This is a genomic window from Amycolatopsis silviterrae, from assembly GCF_042684085.1.
Classification (GTDB): domain Bacteria; phylum Actinomycetota; class Actinomycetes; order Mycobacteriales; family Pseudonocardiaceae; genus Amycolatopsis; species Amycolatopsis silviterrae.
Map to the genome: position 1 here is coordinate 450,301 of NZ_JBHUKS010000008.1, position 17,168 is coordinate 467,468.

14 protein-coding genes are annotated in these 17,168 nt (G+C 69.3%); 11 read left to right on the forward strand and 3 right to left on the reverse strand.

The window, feature by feature from the left end; all coding sequences use genetic code 11:
- The first annotated feature begins 13 nt into the window (after nt 1-13).
- The 4 genes from ACFSVL_RS14140 to ACFSVL_RS14155 all read left to right on the forward strand — a co-directional run bounded on the left by ACFSVL_RS14140 (nt 14) and on the right by ACFSVL_RS14155 (nt 2,116).
- Entirely contained in the window at nt 14-178 is a 165-nt protein-coding gene (locus ACFSVL_RS14140; protein ID WP_378304147.1) for a DUF4244 domain-containing protein, read from the forward strand.
- Nucleotides 178-510, forward strand: coding sequence for a TadE family type IV pilus minor pilin (locus ACFSVL_RS14145; protein ID WP_378304149.1), 333 nt, complete (start codon nt 178-180; stop codon nt 508-510). Before ACFSVL_RS14140 ends, ACFSVL_RS14145 begins: the two co-directional genes overlap by 1 nt.
- Entirely contained in the window at nt 507-869 is a 363-nt protein-coding gene (locus tag ACFSVL_RS14150) for an Rv3654c family TadE-like protein (RefSeq protein WP_378304151.1), read from the forward strand. Before ACFSVL_RS14145 ends, ACFSVL_RS14150 begins: the two co-directional genes overlap by 4 nt.
- A 626-nt stretch (nt 870-1,495) precedes the next feature.
- Nucleotides 1,496-2,116 (forward strand): bifunctional DNA primase/polymerase, encoded by a 621-nt coding sequence (locus ACFSVL_RS14155; protein WP_378304153.1) that lies wholly within the window; start codon nt 1,496-1,498, stop codon nt 2,114-2,116.
- Nucleotides 2,117-2,162: 46 nt separating this feature from the next.
- Here ACFSVL_RS14155 and ACFSVL_RS14160 read toward each other — a convergent pair whose 3' ends face one another.
- Nucleotides 2,163-4,820 (reverse strand): DEAD/DEAH box helicase, encoded by a 2,658-nt coding sequence (locus tag ACFSVL_RS14160; RefSeq protein ID WP_378304155.1) that lies wholly within the window; start codon nt 4,818-4,820, stop codon nt 2,163-2,165.
- 276 nt (nt 4,821-5,096) lie between these two features.
- Between ACFSVL_RS14160 and ACFSVL_RS14165 the strand changes: the two genes are divergently transcribed.
- Nucleotides 5,097-7,358 (forward strand): sodium-translocating pyrophosphatase, encoded by a 2,262-nt coding sequence (locus ACFSVL_RS14165; protein ID WP_378304156.1) that lies wholly within the window; start codon nt 5,097-5,099, stop codon nt 7,356-7,358.
- Between the two features lie 137 nt (nt 7,359-7,495).
- Nucleotides 7,496-8,083: a hypothetical protein gene (locus ACFSVL_RS14170; RefSeq protein WP_378304158.1), complete on the forward strand. Its 588-nt coding sequence runs from the start codon at nt 7,496-7,498 to the stop codon at nt 8,081-8,083.
- Here ACFSVL_RS14170 and ACFSVL_RS14175 read toward each other — a convergent pair.
- The gene (locus tag ACFSVL_RS14175) at nt 8,050-8,817 is read right to left on the reverse strand and encodes a nucleotidyltransferase domain-containing protein (protein ID WP_378304160.1); all 768 of its coding nucleotides are present in this window, start codon (nt 8,815-8,817) and stop codon (nt 8,050-8,052) included. The genes ACFSVL_RS14170 and ACFSVL_RS14175 overlap by 34 nt on opposite strands.
- Nucleotides 8,818-9,191: 374 nt before the next feature.
- Between ACFSVL_RS14175 and ACFSVL_RS14180 the strand changes: the two genes are divergently transcribed.
- Nucleotides 9,192-9,896 (forward strand): hypothetical protein, encoded by a 705-nt coding sequence (locus ACFSVL_RS14180; RefSeq protein WP_378304162.1) that lies wholly within the window; start codon nt 9,192-9,194, stop codon nt 9,894-9,896.
- Nucleotides 9,897-9,962: 66 nt separating this feature from the next.
- Here the strand turns inward: ACFSVL_RS14180 and ACFSVL_RS14185 are convergent, their stop codons facing one another.
- The gene (locus tag ACFSVL_RS14185) at nt 9,963-10,778 is read right to left on the reverse strand and encodes a S1 family peptidase (RefSeq protein ID WP_378304164.1); all 816 of its coding nucleotides are present in this window, start codon (nt 10,776-10,778) and stop codon (nt 9,963-9,965) included.
- A gap of 303 nt (nt 10,779-11,081) precedes the next feature.
- On the opposite strand from ACFSVL_RS14185, the gene topA reads away from it, so the two are divergent.
- From topA to ACFSVL_RS14205, 4 genes are all read left to right on the forward strand, one after another.
- Entirely contained in the window at nt 11,082-13,958 is a 2,877-nt protein-coding gene (gene topA / locus ACFSVL_RS14190) for a type I DNA topoisomerase (RefSeq protein WP_378304166.1), read from the forward strand.
- A gap of 62 nt (nt 13,959-14,020) precedes the next feature.
- Nucleotides 14,021-15,169, forward strand: coding sequence for an MFS transporter (locus ACFSVL_RS14195; RefSeq protein ID WP_378304168.1), 1,149 nt, complete (start codon nt 14,021-14,023; stop codon nt 15,167-15,169).
- 63 nt (nt 15,170-15,232) lie between these two features.
- A complete protein-coding gene (locus ACFSVL_RS14200) occupies nt 15,233-16,081 on the forward strand; it encodes an ESX secretion-associated protein EspG (protein ID WP_378304170.1) in 849 nt (282 codons plus the stop codon).
- A gap of 437 nt (nt 16,082-16,518) precedes the next feature.
- Nucleotides 16,519-17,100 carry a hypothetical protein gene (locus tag ACFSVL_RS14205; RefSeq protein ID WP_378304172.1) on the forward strand — a complete coding sequence of 194 codons (582 nt, stop codon included), beginning with the start codon at nt 16,519-16,521 and terminating at the stop codon, nt 17,098-17,100.
- Nucleotides 17,101-17,168: the final 68 nt, after the last annotated feature.

A 17,168-nucleotide genomic window follows, 5' to 3' on the forward strand; every position in this document is an offset into this window, starting at 1 on the left:
AGGGAAACCGACCATGCGGTTCTTGCCCGGAGACGAGGGCACCACCACCGCGGAGTACGCCATCGGCACGGTCGCCGCGGCAGCTTTCGCCGTGGCGCTCTACGTCCTGCTCAGCGGAGACTCGGTCTCCGAGACGTTGGCCGGACTCGTGCACAAAGCCCTGACGGTGGCCACCTGATGACCAGCCGTCGCCGGGACGGCGGATTCGTCACCGTAGAAGCCGCCCTTTCCCTGGGCGCGCTGACCGCCGTGCTGGCCATCCTGCTCGCTGGCACCAGTGTGATCGCCGGACACCTCCGCTGCCTGGACGCCGCCCGCGAAGCCGCCCGCCTGACCGCGGCCGGACAGCCAGGAGCCGCCGACGCAGTGGTCCAAACCATTGCCCCGCACGGCGCGCACCTCACCATCCACCGCACCGGCGACGGCCTCACCGCCGAAGTCACCACCGATGCCCTGTCCGCGCTCCACCTGAGCGCGACCGCCTACGCGATAGTCGAGCCGGCCTCATGACCCAAGAACAACCCGCAGACGCCGGCGTCGCCACGATCTGGACAGCCCTAGCCGCAACCACCCTGATCGCCATCACGGTCCTGGTGTGGTGGCTAGCCGCGGCCATCACCGCCCGCCACCGCACCGAAGCCGCCGCCGACCTAGGCGCACTGGCCGCCGCAGCCCACGCCGCCGCTGGACCAACCACCGCCTGCGCCCGAGCCGGGGAAGTCGCCGACCACGAGCGCGCCGTGCTGACCAGCTGCCGCTGGCACAACCGCGACGCTTTCATCGAAGTCCGCGCCACTTCCGCCCCGATCCCTGGCCTGCCCGCTCCCATCGCGAAAGCCCGCGCGGGCCCAGTCGACCTGCCTCCTTGACCGGCGAACCGCCTCGGCGGTGCGCGAGGAAGCCACGCCGACGGTCAGCCCGGTGCGCCGAACTGACCGCCGACTAGCCACGCGAACCCACCTCATCCGTCCCGTCCATCCGAAGGGAGTTGCAACCTGCCAGCCGCCCCCCGTACATCCCCGGCACCTCGCCTCGGGGCATCCGCCACTGCTGCTCCGGTCACCCGCCGGAACCGCTCATCGGCTCCCGCGCGGACCGGTGACCGGTCCCCGGAACCACCGTTCGTCCGGACGTTTCCAGCACCGACGACGAGTGGTGAACTACCGCGAGCAGCGGTCGCTGGCGCACGCCGAACGGTTGAATCCCCAGGTCAGCGGCCTGCTTGTCGGGATGCTCCAGCACGTCTGCGGAACGCCGAGAAACTGTCGAATCCCGTGGTGAGCCCGTTCTCGCGGGGCCGGTGGCGGGGTCAGCGGCCGGTGATCGGCTCGGTGTTATCGGCCGCACAGTGGACTACCGGGCGTTCATCGCTCGGTAACGGCCGGTTGTCGCTGAAGTCTTCCGCGCAATGTGCAACTTGCCGTTTAGTGAGACGTGCGCCACCACGGCCCCGACCCGGACGGCGCGACAACCGGACCTCGAAGGCAGGAAAGCAATGTTGGACGCGAATTGGCCGGACAGCTGGCGGAACGCCTTCCGCATCGAACTGCGTGCGGAGGCGATCGGTCTCGCCTGGCGCGGCTGGCCGGTGCTTCCGGGGGCGACCCCGGAGCCGATCACCGCGGAGGGGGACGACCTGACCTGGCGCCGGCCGGTGCCGGTGCGCGACGACTGGCGTGAGCTGGTCGGTTCGCACGCCCACGAGGTCGCCAGCTGGTTCACCGACCGCACGCACAGCCTCCTTGTGGCGACCGGCACCGTGCTGGACGCGGTCGAGGTCGACCAGGAACTGGGCAAGCGCGCCGCTCGGCTGCTGCGGGCCATCGGGCACCCGGCCCCGATCGTCGCGATGCCGAACGGCCGGTGGCTGTTCCTCACCCAGCCCGCCGAGCACATGCCCGCCGAGATCGCCGAGCAGATTTCCGTGCAGTGGCACGGCACGGACAGCTACATCCCGCTGCCGCCGTCGCCGTTCCAGCACGGTGTCGTGCACTGGCGCGTGAAGCCGGAGGTGTGCGGCTGGCAGCTGCCGCCCGCCGCCGAGGTGCAGGACGTGCTGGTCCGCGCCCTCGCCGACGAGCACGCCCCGATGCTGGTCGAGAGCACCGCCGCCTGATCCGGTTCCACCCCGGCAGGCAGCACGCGACAACCGAAGAAAGTTTTCACGCTCCACCGTGGCCGCACTGTTCCCCGTGCTGACGCAACGCCCCGAGCACGGCTCCCAGTACGGCCACCGCCCCCGCCTTGTCCAGCGGATCGTTGCCGTTCCCGCACTTCGGCGACTGGACGCAGGACGGGCAGCCCGTCGGGCACTCGCAGGAGACGATCGCCTCCCGCGTAGCGGCCAGCCACGGGACAATCGCGGCATAACCGCGGTCGGCAAACCCCGCACCCCCGGGATGCCCATCGTGCACGAACACCGTCGCCTCCCCGGTGTCCTCGTGCCACGCGGTAGACACCCCGCCGATGTCCCAGCGGTCGCACGTAGCGAACAGCGGTAGCAGGCCGATCGCCGCGTGCTCGGCGGCATGCAGGGCACCGGGGACGCGCGCCGGAAGCAATCCGGCGCCCCCCGGTGCTCTGCCAGCACCCCCGGTCCCCACCGGTCCCACCCCGCTTCCGGCACTGAGCCCCCGCCCAGCCGCCGGACGCCCCGAGACTTCGCCGGTTACCCCGACAACCGACGAGGCACCCCCGGTCCCCACCGGTTCACCACCCGCCCGGCTGGCCGCCGCCCCCGCAGCGGCTCCGCCGAGATCCCCGGCGGTTGGCGGCGTGTTCTCGGTCCCCACCGATTCGCCAACCGCCTCGTTGGTGGCTGGCTCCGCAACAGCCCTACCAAGCCCGCCAGCGGTCCCGGAACCAACCCCCGTCACCGAACCGCCCGGAGACTCCAGCAGTTCACCCGACACCGTGTACCACACCGCCCTGGTGCGGAGGCTCTGCTCCGGCAGATCGAGCGGCGTGTGGTCCAGCACCTGCCCCGACGGCCGCCGTCGCAAGTACCCCACCACCTGTGACGTCACCGCCACCTCGCCCAGGCACACCGTCACCCCGCCGTGGTGGCACTGTTCTTCCGTCGACAGCACCGAAATGTCCACGATCTCGCGCGGCGACGTCGTCCAGTCCGGGTCCTCCGCGTGCACCAGGGCGAGGCCGGTCTCCAACTCCAGTTCGTCGACCACATACGACGACCCCTGGTGCAAATACACCGCACCGGGATGGACGGAGTAGCACGCCGAGCCGGGGTCGACGGTGCCGAGCATTCGGCCCGAATCCGCTTCCACCACCGCGATCTGGTCGCCGCCCGAGCCGCGGATGCCTACCTCCGCGTGCGGGCGGTCGCGCGAAGTCCAGTACCAGCCGCTGGATCGGCGGCGCAGCAGTTTCTCCTCGGCCAGTTCCGCCAGCACCGCGCGGGCCGCGTCGCCGCCGAAGGTGTCCAGTTCTGGTTCGGTGAGCGGCAGTTCCGCGACGGCGCACGCGAGCTGCGGGCCAAGCACGTACGGGTTCGTCGGGTCCAGCACCGCCGTTTCCACCGGGCGTTCCAGCAGCGCGGCCGGGTTGTGCACCAGGTAGGTGTCGAGCGGATCGTCTCGGGCGACGAAGACCACCAGCGCCTCGTCGCCCGAACGGCCGGCGCGGCCGGACTGCTGCCAGAAGGATGCGAGGGTGCCGGGATAACCCGCGAGAACCACCGCGTCCAGGCCGGCGATGTCGACTCCCAGCTCCAACGCGTTCGTGGTCGCGACGCCGAGCAGCCGACCCGAGAGCAGGGCTTGTTCCAGTGCCCGGCGCTCTTCGGGGAGGTAGCCGGACCGGTACGCGGCGACGGTGTCCGCCAGCCGGGGGTCCACTTCGGACAGCAGCCGCCGGGTGCCAAGCGCGGTCAGCTCGGCGCCTCGCCGGGAGCGGACGAAAGCCAGCGAGCGCGCGCCTTCGACTACCAGTTCGGTGAGGATCCGCGCGGTCTCGACACCGGCCGGACGGCGGACGGGCGCGCCGTTCTCGCCAGTCAGCTCGTCTAGCAGCGGCGGTTCCCACAGCGCGACCGTGCGCGCGCCGCGCGGCGACGCGTCCTCGGTGACCGCGGAACACTCCACGCCGGTGAGCCGCGTGGCGAAGGCGGCCGGCGAAGCGGTGGTCGCCGACGCCAGTACGAAGACCGGCGAGGCCCCGTAGTGCTCCGCCACTCGACGCAGCCGGCGTAACAACAGCGCGACGTGCGAGCCGAACACACCGCGATAGCTGTGGCATTCGTCGACCACGACGTACCGCAACCGGCGGAAGAACTGCGTCCATCGGGAGTGCGCCGAAAGGATGCCGCGGTGCAGCATGTCGGGGTTGCTGAACACCCAGTTCGCATGGGCGCGCACCCAGTCGCGCTCTGTCATCGGGGTATCGCCGTCGAAGGCCGCCGCGCGCACTCCTGGGACGTCCAAAGAGGACACCGCACGCAGCTGATCAGCGCCAAGCGCCTTCGTCGGCGACAGGTACAGCGCGGTCGCCTTCGGGTCCGTCGTCAGCGCGGTGAGCACCGGCAGCTGATACGCCAGCGACTTCCCGGACGCCGTGCCGGTGGACACCACCACAGGCTCGCCCGAGTGCGCCAGCGAAGCCGCCTCGACCTGGTGCCGCCAAGGTTTTTCCACCCCGCCCGCGCCGAACGCGGCCACCACCGACGGCTCCGCCCACTCCGGCCACGGCTCGTGCCGGGCCGCGCGTTCCGGCAGCCGGGACACGTGCGTGACCGGATTTTCGTGCGCCGGGATGCCCGCCGTGACCCGGTCCAGCAGCCTCCGTCCTCGCTCTCCCACCACGTGCCGAAGCTTCGCACAGGGCACCGACAAAACCGGGCGGAGATCGATCCAGTGACCAATCACACAAGGTTACCGAACGTACTCTCGCCGGGACACATTGCGGACGCGCAGATCACTACCAATACACTCCCTCGATCCACACCCACTGTGGCGAGCGTCATGTGAGACGTGCATTGCTTGCACGGCTAGCGTGTCTTTCGGCACAGATCCACGCCAGTGCAGGCGCGCCGGGTACGACGGGCCCGCGCTGGCCAAACGGCGTTCCCAGGAGGACGAATGTCCCGGCAGTTCCTCGCGGAGGGCGGTATCACGCTCACCGGGGGTGGCTACACCATCGTCGGTGTGGTCGCCGTGGTCGCCCTTGTCGCACTGGCCATCGGTTACGTCCTGCTCAAGGAGGTGCTGGCCGCGGGCCAGGGCACCGCCAAGATGCAGGACATCGCGAAGGCAGTGCAGGAAGGTGCGGCCGCATACCTGAAGCGGCAGCGAAACACCCTCGCCATCTTCGGCGTGATCGTGTTCCTGCTCCTGTTCGCGCTTCCCGCGGACGACTGGAGCGAACGGATCGGCCGGTCGATCTTCTTCCTCGTCGGGGCGGTGTTCTCGTTCACCATCGGCTACCTCGGCATGTGGCTGGCCACGCAGGCGAACCTGCGGGTGGCGGCCGCGTCGCGCGAGGAGGGCGGTCGCGAGAAGGCGATGCGCGTGGCGTTCCGCACCGGCGGCGTGGTCGGCATGATCACCGTCGGGCTCGGCCTCTTCGGCGCCGCGATCGTGGTGCTCGTCTACACCGGCCAGGCACCGAAGGTGTTGGAGGGCTTCGGTTTCGGCGCCGCGCTGATCGCCATGTTCATGCGTGTCGGCGGCGGCATCTTCACCAAGGCCGCCGACGTCGGCGCGGACCTGGTCGGCAAGGTTGAGCAGGGTATCCCCGAGGACGACCCGCGCAACGCCGCGACGATCGCGGACAACGTCGGCGACAACGTGGGCGACTGCGCGGGCATGGCCGCGGACCTCTTCGAGTCCTACGCGGTGATGCTCGTCGCCGCGCTGATCCTCGGCAGTTCCGCGTTCGGCGCGTCCGGTCTGATCTTCCCGCTGATCGTGCCCGCCATCGGCGTGATCACCGCGGTGATCGGCGTCTACATCACGAAGGCGCGTGCGGGCGAAGGCGGTCTGGTCACGATCAACCGCTCGTTCTACATCTCCGCGGTCATCTCCGCGGTGCTGTCGGCCATCGCCGCGTTCGTGTACCTGCCGGGCAGCTTCGCCGAATTCGGCGACAGCTACGCGCACAACACCGGCAACCCGGCGGTGATCGCGACGGTCTCGGTGATCATCGGCATTGTGCTCGCCGCGCTGATCCTGCGCATCACCGGCTACTACACCGGCACCGAGCACAAGCCGGTCAAGGACGTCGGCAAGACGTCGGAAACCGGTGCGGCAACGGTGATCCTGTCCGGCATCTCGGTCGGTTTCGAGTCCGCCGTGTACACCGCGCTGGTGATCGCCGCCGCGGTGTTCGGCGCGTTCCTGCTCGGCGGCGGCGTCGCGCTGTTCGCGGTGGCGCTGGCCGGCACCGGCCTGCTGACCACCGTCGGCGTCATCGTCGCGATGGACACCTTCGGCCCGGTCTCGGACAACGCGCAGGGCATCGCCGAGATGTCCGGCGACGTCGACGAGAAGGCAGCGCAGATCCTCACCGAACTGGACGCGGTCGGCAACACCACCAAGGCCATCACCAAGGGCATCGCGATCGCTACCGCGGTGCTGGCGGCGACGGCGCTGTTCGGGTCCTATTCGGACGCGATCGCGAAGGCGGTCGGCAGCACGGGCGCGTTCGTGGCGAACATCGTCAGCCCGGAGACCCTGGTCGGCGTGATCGTCGGTGCGGCGGTCGTGTTCCTCTTCTCCGGTCTCGCGGTCAACGCGGTTTCGCGTGCCGCCGGCGCGGTGGTGTACGAGGTGCGCCGCCAGTTCCGCGAGATCCCCGGGATCATGGAGGGCACCACGCGGCCCGAGTACGGCAAGGTCGTCGACATCGTCACCCGCGATTCGCTGCGGGAGCTGGCGACGCCGGGTCTGCTTGCGGTCTTCGCGCCGATCGCGGTCGGCTTCGGCCTCGGCACCGGCGCGCTCGCCGGGTATCTGGCGGGTGCGATCGCGACCGGCACGCTGATGGCGATCTTCCTCGCCAACTCCGGTGGCGCGTGGGACAACGCGAAGAAGCTGGTCGAGGACGGCAACCACGGCGGCAAGGGTTCCGACGCGCACGAGGCGACGATCATCGGCGACACGGTCGGCGACCCGTTCAAGGACACCGCCGGTCCCGCGATCAACCCGCTGATCAAGGTCATGAACCTGGTCTCGGTGCTGATCGCGCCCGCGGTGGTCACGCTGACGCTCGGCGGCGGCGCGGACACCACGTGGCGGATCGTGATCGCGGTGGTCGCCCTCGCGGTGATCGTCGCGGCGATCGTCATGTCCAAGCGGCGCGGCAGCGTGATGGCGGACACTCCGGCGGAGGCCAAAGCCTGACGCATTGCTCCATTCGGGCCCGGTACGCCTTGTGCGTGCCGGGCCCGTTCGCGTCCGCGAGACGGGGCGAGTTGCGGACTACTGGCGGGTCGGTACCGTGCGGAGGACACGGAGTTCGACGCGGAGGAGTGGTGCGAGTGCGGCCGCGGTGGACCGGTTTAGCCGCGCTGGCAACAGGAATCGGCATGGGCGTCGCGGGCTGCGGGCAACCGCCGCCCCCGTCGGAGCAGGTCGCCTCGGGCGGGCACGCGGAGGCGGCGGCCCCGGCCGATCCGGCCGCGAAATGGGCCGACGGATACTGCGGGGCGGTCACGCATCTGGTGCGTGCCTTGGCGAATCTGCCGTCGATCGACCCGAGTTCGTCGGCGCAGGCGACCCGGACGTCGAGCGATCTCCTGGCGTCGGTCGCCACCGGAATCGACCAGACCGTGTCCGGCCTGCACCGCGTAGGCCCCGCGCCGCTGCCCGGCGGCGAATCAGCGCGCACGGCGTTGCTTGGCCAGTTCACCTCAGTGCGGCGGCAGGCCGACGAGGTCCGCGGCAAACTCGACGCGGCCTCCAGTCCGGACGCGGTGAAAGCGGCGCTGGACGACGCCAAATCGGCGATCGACGAGGTTTCCCGGCTCGACGTCCTCAAGGGCTTGGACGCGACGCCAGCCCTGTCCGCGGCGGGCAAGCGCGCGGAGGGCTGTCAGCAGCTGGTGGTCCCGCCCGCGCCACGCTGAGACGGATCGAGCGCCCGCCGAAGGGTGACAGCCCGCTCAGCGTCATGGTGTTCGACGGCGGCCAGATAGTGCCGCAACAGGGCGAGCCGAGACCGTTCCAGCTCCGCCGAGCTGACTGACGTCGCACGGCCGTCTGCCAACGTCTCCAGCACCGCCGCGGGCAGCCGGTCGACTTCGCGGCCGTGCCAAGGATTTACGCCGTACCGCAGGCATTCCAGCGCGATGATCTGGTCGCGGAGGTCGTCGAGCATCATGACGGCTTGCCAGGTCCGCCCGCGGGCGATGGCCGAGCGGGCGTGCAACGCGTACAGCCAGGCCATGCCGATCATCTGCGCGCTGCCCGGTTGTTCGGCGCTCGTCGGCTCGTTGGCCTGGCCGAAGACGAGCTGGAAGCCGTCCTCGGTGGCGCGGAACAGATCGCGCGGCCAGAACGACAGATCGATTTGGAGCGAGGAGTCGAGAAGGAAGACCCGATAGCGGACGCCCTCGCGCGAGGTCACGTCGAGGGTGTCGGCGACTCCGAATTCGTCGTCGCGCGATCGAGTCCAGCGCGCGACGACTGCGGGCTCGTCCGCGTTTTCCGCGAGCTGGAGGACGAGATCGATGTCCGACCACCGGTCTTCGGTGCCGCGCGCGGCCGACCCGACCAGCGCGGCACCGACGATGTCCCCGTCCCGGCGAGCCGCGGCGATCAGTGCTTCGCGGATGTGGGTGCGTTCGACGGCTTCGAGCACCTTCACTCCTGCCTGGTCGAGGGAGTTGGCGGTATTATTATACCGATACTGATGCTCTGGACGGTGGCGCGGATGGACCTGCCTAGTTCTCGGCTGCTGAAGTGCTTGGCCGTCGAGAAGCTGGCCGCGGCTGTGCCGATCTGTCCCGGCTGGGAGGTCGGCGATCTTGTGCGGCTCGCCCGGTTTGCCAGGTCTCTTGACGGGGGAGCCGGTCGCGGCGTTGCCGTGGCTGTACGGCCGAGGCGACGACGCACTAGCGACACAGGACCAAGACTGCTGGCCAAAGCCATGGGATGACAGCAACGCTGAGTGCCCGAAGAAAACCTCGCCGTCACGCTCGCCTTCAATCGAACTTGTGTTCTATCATCGGCGGCGTGGATCGGACGATCTCGCTGTTCTCGGCGGAGGCGACCGGCCCGGGCCTGCCCGACCTGGCCGGGCTGTTGTGCTGCCAAGGGCAGATCACCGGGTTCGGCCGCACCGCGGCGCGGCTGTCGGTGCTGGTCGAGGAGCCGTGGCGGGCTCGGGTGCTGGCGCGCGAATGCCGCAGCCGGGGTGCGGACGCGCAGGTCGCGGTGGCGGACTGCGGCAGTTCGCAGGTGCGCACGTCGTTCCGGGTCGACCTGCTCGGCCTCGCCGAGCGGTGGCTCCGGCCGGGGCATACCGGCCCGGTGGAGGACGATTCCGGCAAGGCGGTGCCCAGCGGGTTCCGGCTGAGCGGCGCGATGCTGCGGATGTGGGCGCTGGCGGCCGGACGGCCCGAACCCGGCGGCTACCTGCTGGGAGTCGATCCGCTGGCCCCGGAGATGCACGAGGAGCTGCTGGACGTGCTCGCGCCGCTCGGCGTCCAGGCTCGGCTGCTCGGGCCGCGAGCGGAGCAGCCGGCGGTGCGGATCAGCGGGCGGCGGAAGCTGGCCGGGCTGCTTGAGTTGATCGGCGAGCCGCCTGTCGGGGCCGAGTCCGCGTGGCCCGAACTGCCCCCGGCCGGGGAACGGCGGGAGCGGACGGTGGGTGAGGCGCGTCGCGGCGGTCCGGCGGAGGAGAGTCCGCTTCAGTATTTACTGGAGGCTGTGGGGTAACTGCGCCAACGAAAAAGGCCCCATCGCTCAGCGGGGCGACGGGGGCTTTTCCGGGGGAGGGGGAGCTTACGGTTTCGGCAGGGTGCAGCCCTGCTGGTTGAGGTCGATCTCGTTGGCCGGGGTCAGGCAGGCGGGGATGCCGTAGGTCTGCTCGCCGTACTTGTAGCCCGGCCGCACGGTCACCTTGCCTGCCTCGTCGACCTCGCACGGGTTGTTCAGCGTGCAGCGCTGGCCGTCGTCGTTGGCCGTGTTGTTCACGCCGATGACCTTGCCGGTGTTGCGGTCGACGACCGGCGAGCCCGACGTGCCGCCGATGGTCTCGCAGCCCGGCACGTAGCGGATCGAGTCCTTCCAGATCCAGTTGTTCTCGTGCAGTTCGTGCACGAAACCGTCGATCGAGCAGGAGTAGATCTGCTTCCAGAACCCGGACACCACGTCGATCGGCGTGCCCGCCTGCGGATGGCTGTTCACCAGTTCGAGCGGCGGGACGTTGTACCGCTGCTCGATGTCGGCGTAGGTGTCGCTCAGCTGGTACAGCGAGATGTCGGTGTCGGTCATCGTCGCGTAGACGATCTTGGTCGCGGTCACGGTGCCCACCGAGCTTTGCCCGTCCGGCGACATCAGGTCGAACGAACGGTTCGAGCCCTGTCCGACGATGACCTCGCCGGGAGAGGGGAAACCCTCCTCGAGGCAGTGGCCGTTCGACAGCACGAGAGCGGGCGCGTCCATCGGCGTCGCGGCGGGTTTCACGACCGAACCGGAACAGTTGGACAACGCCACGGCACCGGTGAACGTGGTGGTCGCCGCGCTTGCTTCGGGGGCGGTGACCAGCGCGAATGTCGCCGCGACGGCGATCGCGGTGCCAACCAGTCGGCGGATCATGTGGGTTCCTTTCGGCTGGGGAGAGGAATAAGTGAACCGTCGCCAGACTTGGACCCGCCACCGTCTAACGGAGGGTATCGGCGGTATGACCGGTTACCCTGCACGGCACGTGTCCGACATCACGTGCTAGGTGTGGAGGAGAAACATCGCCGAGGTCAGCGGCGATCCGACGGGCAGGGACCCGGAGGCTCGCCGGGGCACCTCGGCGCTGCGCGGACACCGGGGACGTGCACACTGACAGGTCGAGACGCGGGCGCAGTACCCCTGGTGCAGGGGTGAGAGCGCCGCCGCGGCGGCGCGGAGATGAGTGGAGAGCAGGGCAGCGTGGCAGGAACACGGACCAAGAAGAGCGGTACCGGGGGCAACGGTGCCGATCGACGGCGGCTGGTGATCGTCGAGTCGCCAACCAAGGCCCGCAAGATCGCCCCCTATCTCGGCGGCAACTACGTCGTCGAGTCCTCCGTCGGGCACATCCGGGACCTGCCCCGCGGCGCCGCTGACGTCCCCGCGCAGTACAAGGGCGAGTCGTGGGCGCGGCTCGGCGTCGACATCGACAACGACTTCAAGCCGCTCTACATCGTCACCCCGGACAAGAAGTCCAAGGTGACGGAGCTGAAGGGGCTGCTGAAGGACGTCGACGAGCTTTACCTCGCGACGGACCCCGACCGCGAGGGCGAGGCCATCGCGTGGCATCTGCTGGAGACCCTGAAGCCCAAGGTCCCGGTGCGCCGGATGGTGTTCCACGAGGTCACCGAGCAGGCCATCCAGGCGGCCGCGGCGGCTACCCGCGAGCTGGACGCCGACCTGGTCGACGCGCAGGAAACCCGCCGCATCCTCGACCGGCTTTACGGCTACGAGGTCTCGCCGGTGCTGTGGAAGAAGGTCATGCCGAAGCTTTCGGCGGGCCGCGTGCAGTCCGTGGCGACGCGGATCGTCGTGGAGCGCGAGCGCGAGCGGATGCGCTTCACCTCGGCGTCGTACTGGGACATCTCGGCGACCATGGACGCTGGCGAAGACGCTTCGCCGCGTACGTTCCCGTCGCGGCTTGTCTCGGTCGACGGTGCGCGCCTCGCGACCGGTCGCGACTTCGACTCCAACGGTCAGCTCAAGGGCAACACCGCGGACATCCGCGTGCTCGGTGAGTCTGACGCGCGGGCGCTGGCCCAGGGGCTGAACGAGCGTGACTTCAAGGTCTCGAGCGTTGAAGAGAAGCCGTACACGCGTAAGCCGTACGCGCCGTTCATGACGTCCACGCTGCAGCAGGAGGCCGGCCGCAAGCTGCGCTTCACCTCCGAGCGCACGATGCGGGTCGCGCAGAAGCTGTACGAGAACGGTTACATCACCTATATGCGTACCGACTCCACGACGCTGTCGGAGTCGGCGATCACGGCCGCGCGTAGCCAGGCGACGCAGCTGTACGGCAAGGAGTACGTCTCGCCGTCGCCGCGCCAGTACACGCGCAAGGTGAAGAACGCGCAGGAAGCGCACGAGGCGATCCGTCCGTCGGGCGAGGTCTTCCGTACGCCGGGCCAGGTCGCGAAAGAGCTGGACACCGACGAGTTCCGGCTTTACGAGATGATCTGGCAGCGCACCATCGCGTCGCAGATGGCGGACGCGAAGGGCACCACGATGTCGGTGCGCATCGTGGGCACCGCTTCGACCGGCGAGGAGTGCACCTTCGCCGCTTCGGGCCGCACGATCACCTTCGCGGGCTTCCTGAAGGCGTACGTTGAGGCAGTCGACAGCGAGGCCGGCGGTGAAGCCGACGACAAGCAGAGCCGCCTTCCGGTGCTGGTCAAGGACCAGGCCCTGACTGCGGCCGAGCTGTCCGCGGACGGCCACTCCACGTCGCCGCCCGCGCGCTACTCCGAGCCGAGCCTCGTCAGCAAGCTGGAAGAGCTGGGCATCGGCCGCCCGTCGACGTACGCGTCGATCATCAAGACCATCCAGGACCGCGGCTACGTGTGGAAGAAGGGCTCCGCCCTGGTTCCGTCGTGGGTCGCGTTCGCGGTGATCGGCCTGCTGGAGCGGCACTTTGAACGGCTGGTGGACTACAACTTCACCGCCGGTCTCGAAGACGAGCTGGACCGCATCGCCAGCGGCGACGAGCACCGCGTCGAGTGGCTGTCGAAGTTCTACTTCGGCGGCGACTTCGGTGTCGAGGGTTCGGTCGGCCGTCTCGGCGGGCTGAAGAAGCTGGTCGACGGCAGTGTCGAGGGCATCGACGCGCGCGAGATCAACTCGATCCCGATGTTCAGCGACGCCGAGGGCCACCAGGTCGTCGTCCGGGTCGGCCGCTACGGGCCGTACCTGGAGCGCGAGGTCAACGGCGAGTCGCAGCGCGCGAACCTGCCCGAAGACCTGCCTCCGGACGAGCTGACGGCGGAGATCGCGGAGAAGCTCTTCGCGACGCCGCAGGAAGGCCGCGTGCTGGGCACCGACCCGGTCAGCGGGCACGAGATCGTGGCGAAGGAAGGCCGCTTCGGCCCGTACGTCACCGAGCTGCTGCCTGAGCCGGAGCTGCCCGAGGACGCCACTGCGGCGCAGAAGAAGGCCGCGAAGGCGAAGCTGCCGAAGCCGCGTACGGGCTCGCTGTTCAAGTCGATGTCGATCGAGACGATCACGCTCGACGACGCGCTGAAGCTGCTTTCGCTGCCGCGCGTCGTGGGCAAGGACCCGGAGTCCGGCGACGAGATCACCGCGCAGAACGGGCGCTACGGGCCGTACCTGAAGAAGGGCACGGACTCGCGGTCGATCCAGACCGAGGACCAGCTGTTCTCGATCACGCTGGAAGAGGCGCTGAAGATCTACTCGGAGCCGAAGCAGCGTGGCCGGTCCGCCACCGCGCGTCCGCCGCTGAAGGAACTCGGCGACGACCCGGTGTCGGGCAAGCCGATGGTGGTCAAGGACGGTCGCTTCGGCCCGTACGTGACCGACGGCGAGTACAACGCGACGCTGCGGAAGTCCGACAGCATCGAGGAGCTCACCGCGGAGCGCGGGGCTGAGTTGCTGGCGGAGAAGCGCGCGAAGGGTCCGGCTCCGAAGAAGCGGACGACGCGTAAGACGCCGGCGAAGTCGACCGCGACCAAGTCGACTACGACGAAGTCCGCGGCGGCGAAGTCGACGACTGCGAAGAAGGCGCCTGCCAAGCGGAGCAGTACGGCGACGAAGTCGAAGTAACGAGGATCTGAAGGGCCACCTGGAAAACTCCGGGTGGCCCTTTCTCATGTCAGGGGGGACGGATGGGAGAGACACAGCGCGCCCGCGCGGCGGTTTCCGTAGTTTTCGCGGTGTGCGGTGCGGCATTCGCTTCGTGGGCGGCTCGAGTGCCTGCGGTACAAGCGAAACTCGACATCGGCACCGGAGAACTCGGGATCGGGGTGTTCGGGCTCGCCGCCGGTTCGGTGGTCGCGTTGCTGGCGGCGGGACCGTTGATCACGAAGATCGGCAGCCGGCGCGGGGTGCTGTGCGGAGCCACGGTGTTGTGCGCGGGCCTGCCACTCGTCGCGTTCGCGCCGAACTTGCCGCTGTTCGTCGCCGCGCTCGTGGTGCTCGGGGTGGGCAACAGCATCCTGGACGTCTCGATGAACGCGCACGCCGCGCGCGTCGAGGAGGCATACGGACGGCCGATTTTCGCTGGATTCCATGCGTTCTGGAACATCGGCGGGCTGGTCGGCTCGGGCGTCGCGGCGTTGATGGAGATGTGGCGCGTGCCGATCGAGGTGCACTTCACCGCCGCTGGCGGGGTGTTGCTGGTGCTGGCGGTTTTCGCCACTTCGCAGTTCCTGCCGGGTGCCGATCGGGGACAGGGTGAGGCGGCGTTTGCCTTGCCCAGCAAGGCGTTGATCCCGTTGGGCGTGATCGCGTTCTGCGGTTTCGTCGCGGAAGGCACGGTGAACGACTGGAGCGCGGTCTACCTCCGCGAGGTCACGACGGCGAGCGCGGCTGTCGCGTCGCTGGGCTACTTCGCGTTCTCCATCACGATGATCGCGGTGCGCACGGTGGCCGACCGGGTCGTCGAGCGCGTCGGTGCGGTGCTGTTCATGCGGGTCGCGACCGCGGTGACGGTCGCCGGCTTCCTGCTGGTGGTGGCCGTTCCGGTGCCGGTGGTCGCGGTGATCGGGTTCGCCGTGGTCGGGCTCGGGGTGTCCGGGATGGTGCCGCTCGCGTGGAGCGCCGCTGGCCGCAAGCAGCCGGAAGCGCCGGGCCGGGCGATCGCGGCCGTCGCGGCGTGCGGATACCTCGGATTCCTCGCCGGCCCGGTGCTGGTCAGCGGACTGAGCGGCGGGATCGGCCTGCACTGGACGCTCGCCGCGGTCGGCGCTCTGGTGGTGACAGTCGGCTTCCTCGCGCCCACGATGCGGACCGGCGACCCGGTTTCCCGGCGCTGACCGACCGCTCGGCGCATCGAGGGGGTGACTCGAACAAAAGTTCGAGAAATTGTCGGTACCAGGGTGTTCAATGACGGGGTGAGCAGTTCAGCACCCGTCGTCTTCGACGTCATCGACGAGGTCATCGGACCGCTGCGCGCCGAGATGCCGCAGCGGCCTTCGGTGATGGAGTTCTACGACCCGCATTTCGAGGTGCCGCCCGTACTGGCCGAGGAGGAGCCCGCCGGAGCGGCTTCGGGACTGAGCCTCGCCGAGGAGGTCCGGCAGACGTTCGGGCCGATGCTCGGCGCCGGCCTGGCCGAGGAGGTGGAGCAGTACACGCGGTTCGTCGCCGGAATGGCCGCGCTCGGGCTCGCCGCCGACGGCGAGGTCACCGCCGAGGCGGTCGAGCTGTACCGAGTGCTGCGCGGGGGATTCATCCGCGGAGTGGTCACCGGGGTGTTCCCGGCGAGCGAGGAGCCGTGGGAGGTGCGGTTCTTCGGCGACGAGGACTTCACCACGGTGATGAGCAAACTGGGCCGCCGGGCGCGGCTGCGGTCCGGAATGCTCAGCGCGCTGCCGGGATGGGTGTTCGACGGGTTGCCTGATCGGTCGCCTGGGCCTGGGCCGGCGGTGCGGATCGAGACGGATGACAGTGGGTTGATTCCTCGGGCGGCTTGGGGGGATCTGGAGGTCATCCGGGAGGCGGTGGCGCGGCCCCGGCTGGGGACGGTGCTGGTGGATCTGGCGGTGCGGGATTCGGTGCTGGCGGAGTATCCGCACGGTGCGTTTGGGCTGGTGGACAACGATCAGGGGAGGTATCAGTTCCGGGCTGCGCCGAAGGGGGGTGGCGGGTGGGTGGTGACTTGGTCGCCTGCTACTCGGGGGACTGCGGAGGCTTGGATCGTGGAGGCGGTGCGGAGTTGTATTTAGTGGGTGGGGTCTGGGCTGAGTTGGGCGTGGCTGGGTTAGTTGTGGCTGGGTTTGCGGGGTCTGCTCGGCAAAACTGTGTTTGATGGCGTCGGCTTCGCCGCCGCGCGCGGGATCGCCTTTAGTCGGCGTCTGACCGAGTGGCGTGCTGGGCCCCAGGGGGCCGGGCACGCCACTCGGTCAGACGCCGACGCGATCCCGCGGTTGTGGTCGCTTTAGGAGTGGCTGAGGTGGGTGGGCTGGTCGCCTTGGAGGGCTGAGGTGGGTGGGGATGGTCGCGTTAGGGGTGGTTGAGGTGGTGGGCTGGTTGTCTACTGGCCTGGGTGAGTGTGGCCCTTGTGGGTGTAGGCGGTGATGGTCTGCGGCCATTGGGTGGATGCGAGGGGCGGTACTCTCGCCGACACTGGACGCGGCGGACATTCCGTAGTGAGGTGGTCACCATGAGCACGAGCGACGGGAACCCGTTCTTTCCCGCCTCCGGGTCCGACCGGGACGGGACGTTGGCCGGCGACGCGGAGGGCGAGCGGTTCTCCGATCCGTTGTCCGGGTTCGAGATGGCCACCGGGCGCTCGCCCCGGCCGTTGCCGACCGCTAAGCCGGTCGAGCATGATTCCGAGGCCGTCAAGCGGATGGTCGAGGCCGCGCTGAAGGAAGAGGCCAAGAAGAAGGAAGTCGTCAAGACGCCGAATCCGATTCCGCCCTCGGACCGGCCCGACCTCGTGCCGCTCGGGCTGCTGCCCCGGCAGCGGACGTGGCCGACCAAGGCTCCTCAGCTGCTGAAAAAGGTGCCCCGGCCGCGGCCGAAGCGGGTCACCGAGATCGCCGACGACGACATCGAGGAAGAGCTTGCCGAGCGGCAGAGCCGGCGTGGGCTGCCCTCGATCAGCATGCCTAGCTTCGGCCGCCCCTCCAGCAGTACGGCGGGCGTCGTGCTCGCTGTGGTGTTGCTCATCGTGTTCGGAATTGTCGCGATCGAGCTGATCGCTAGCCTGGTGAGCAGTGTGAAGGGGCTGTTCGGCTGACCCCGTCCGACCACCCATATCACGGGGCGTGCCGTACCCGCGTCCGCGGCGGGACTACCCTGGCCACC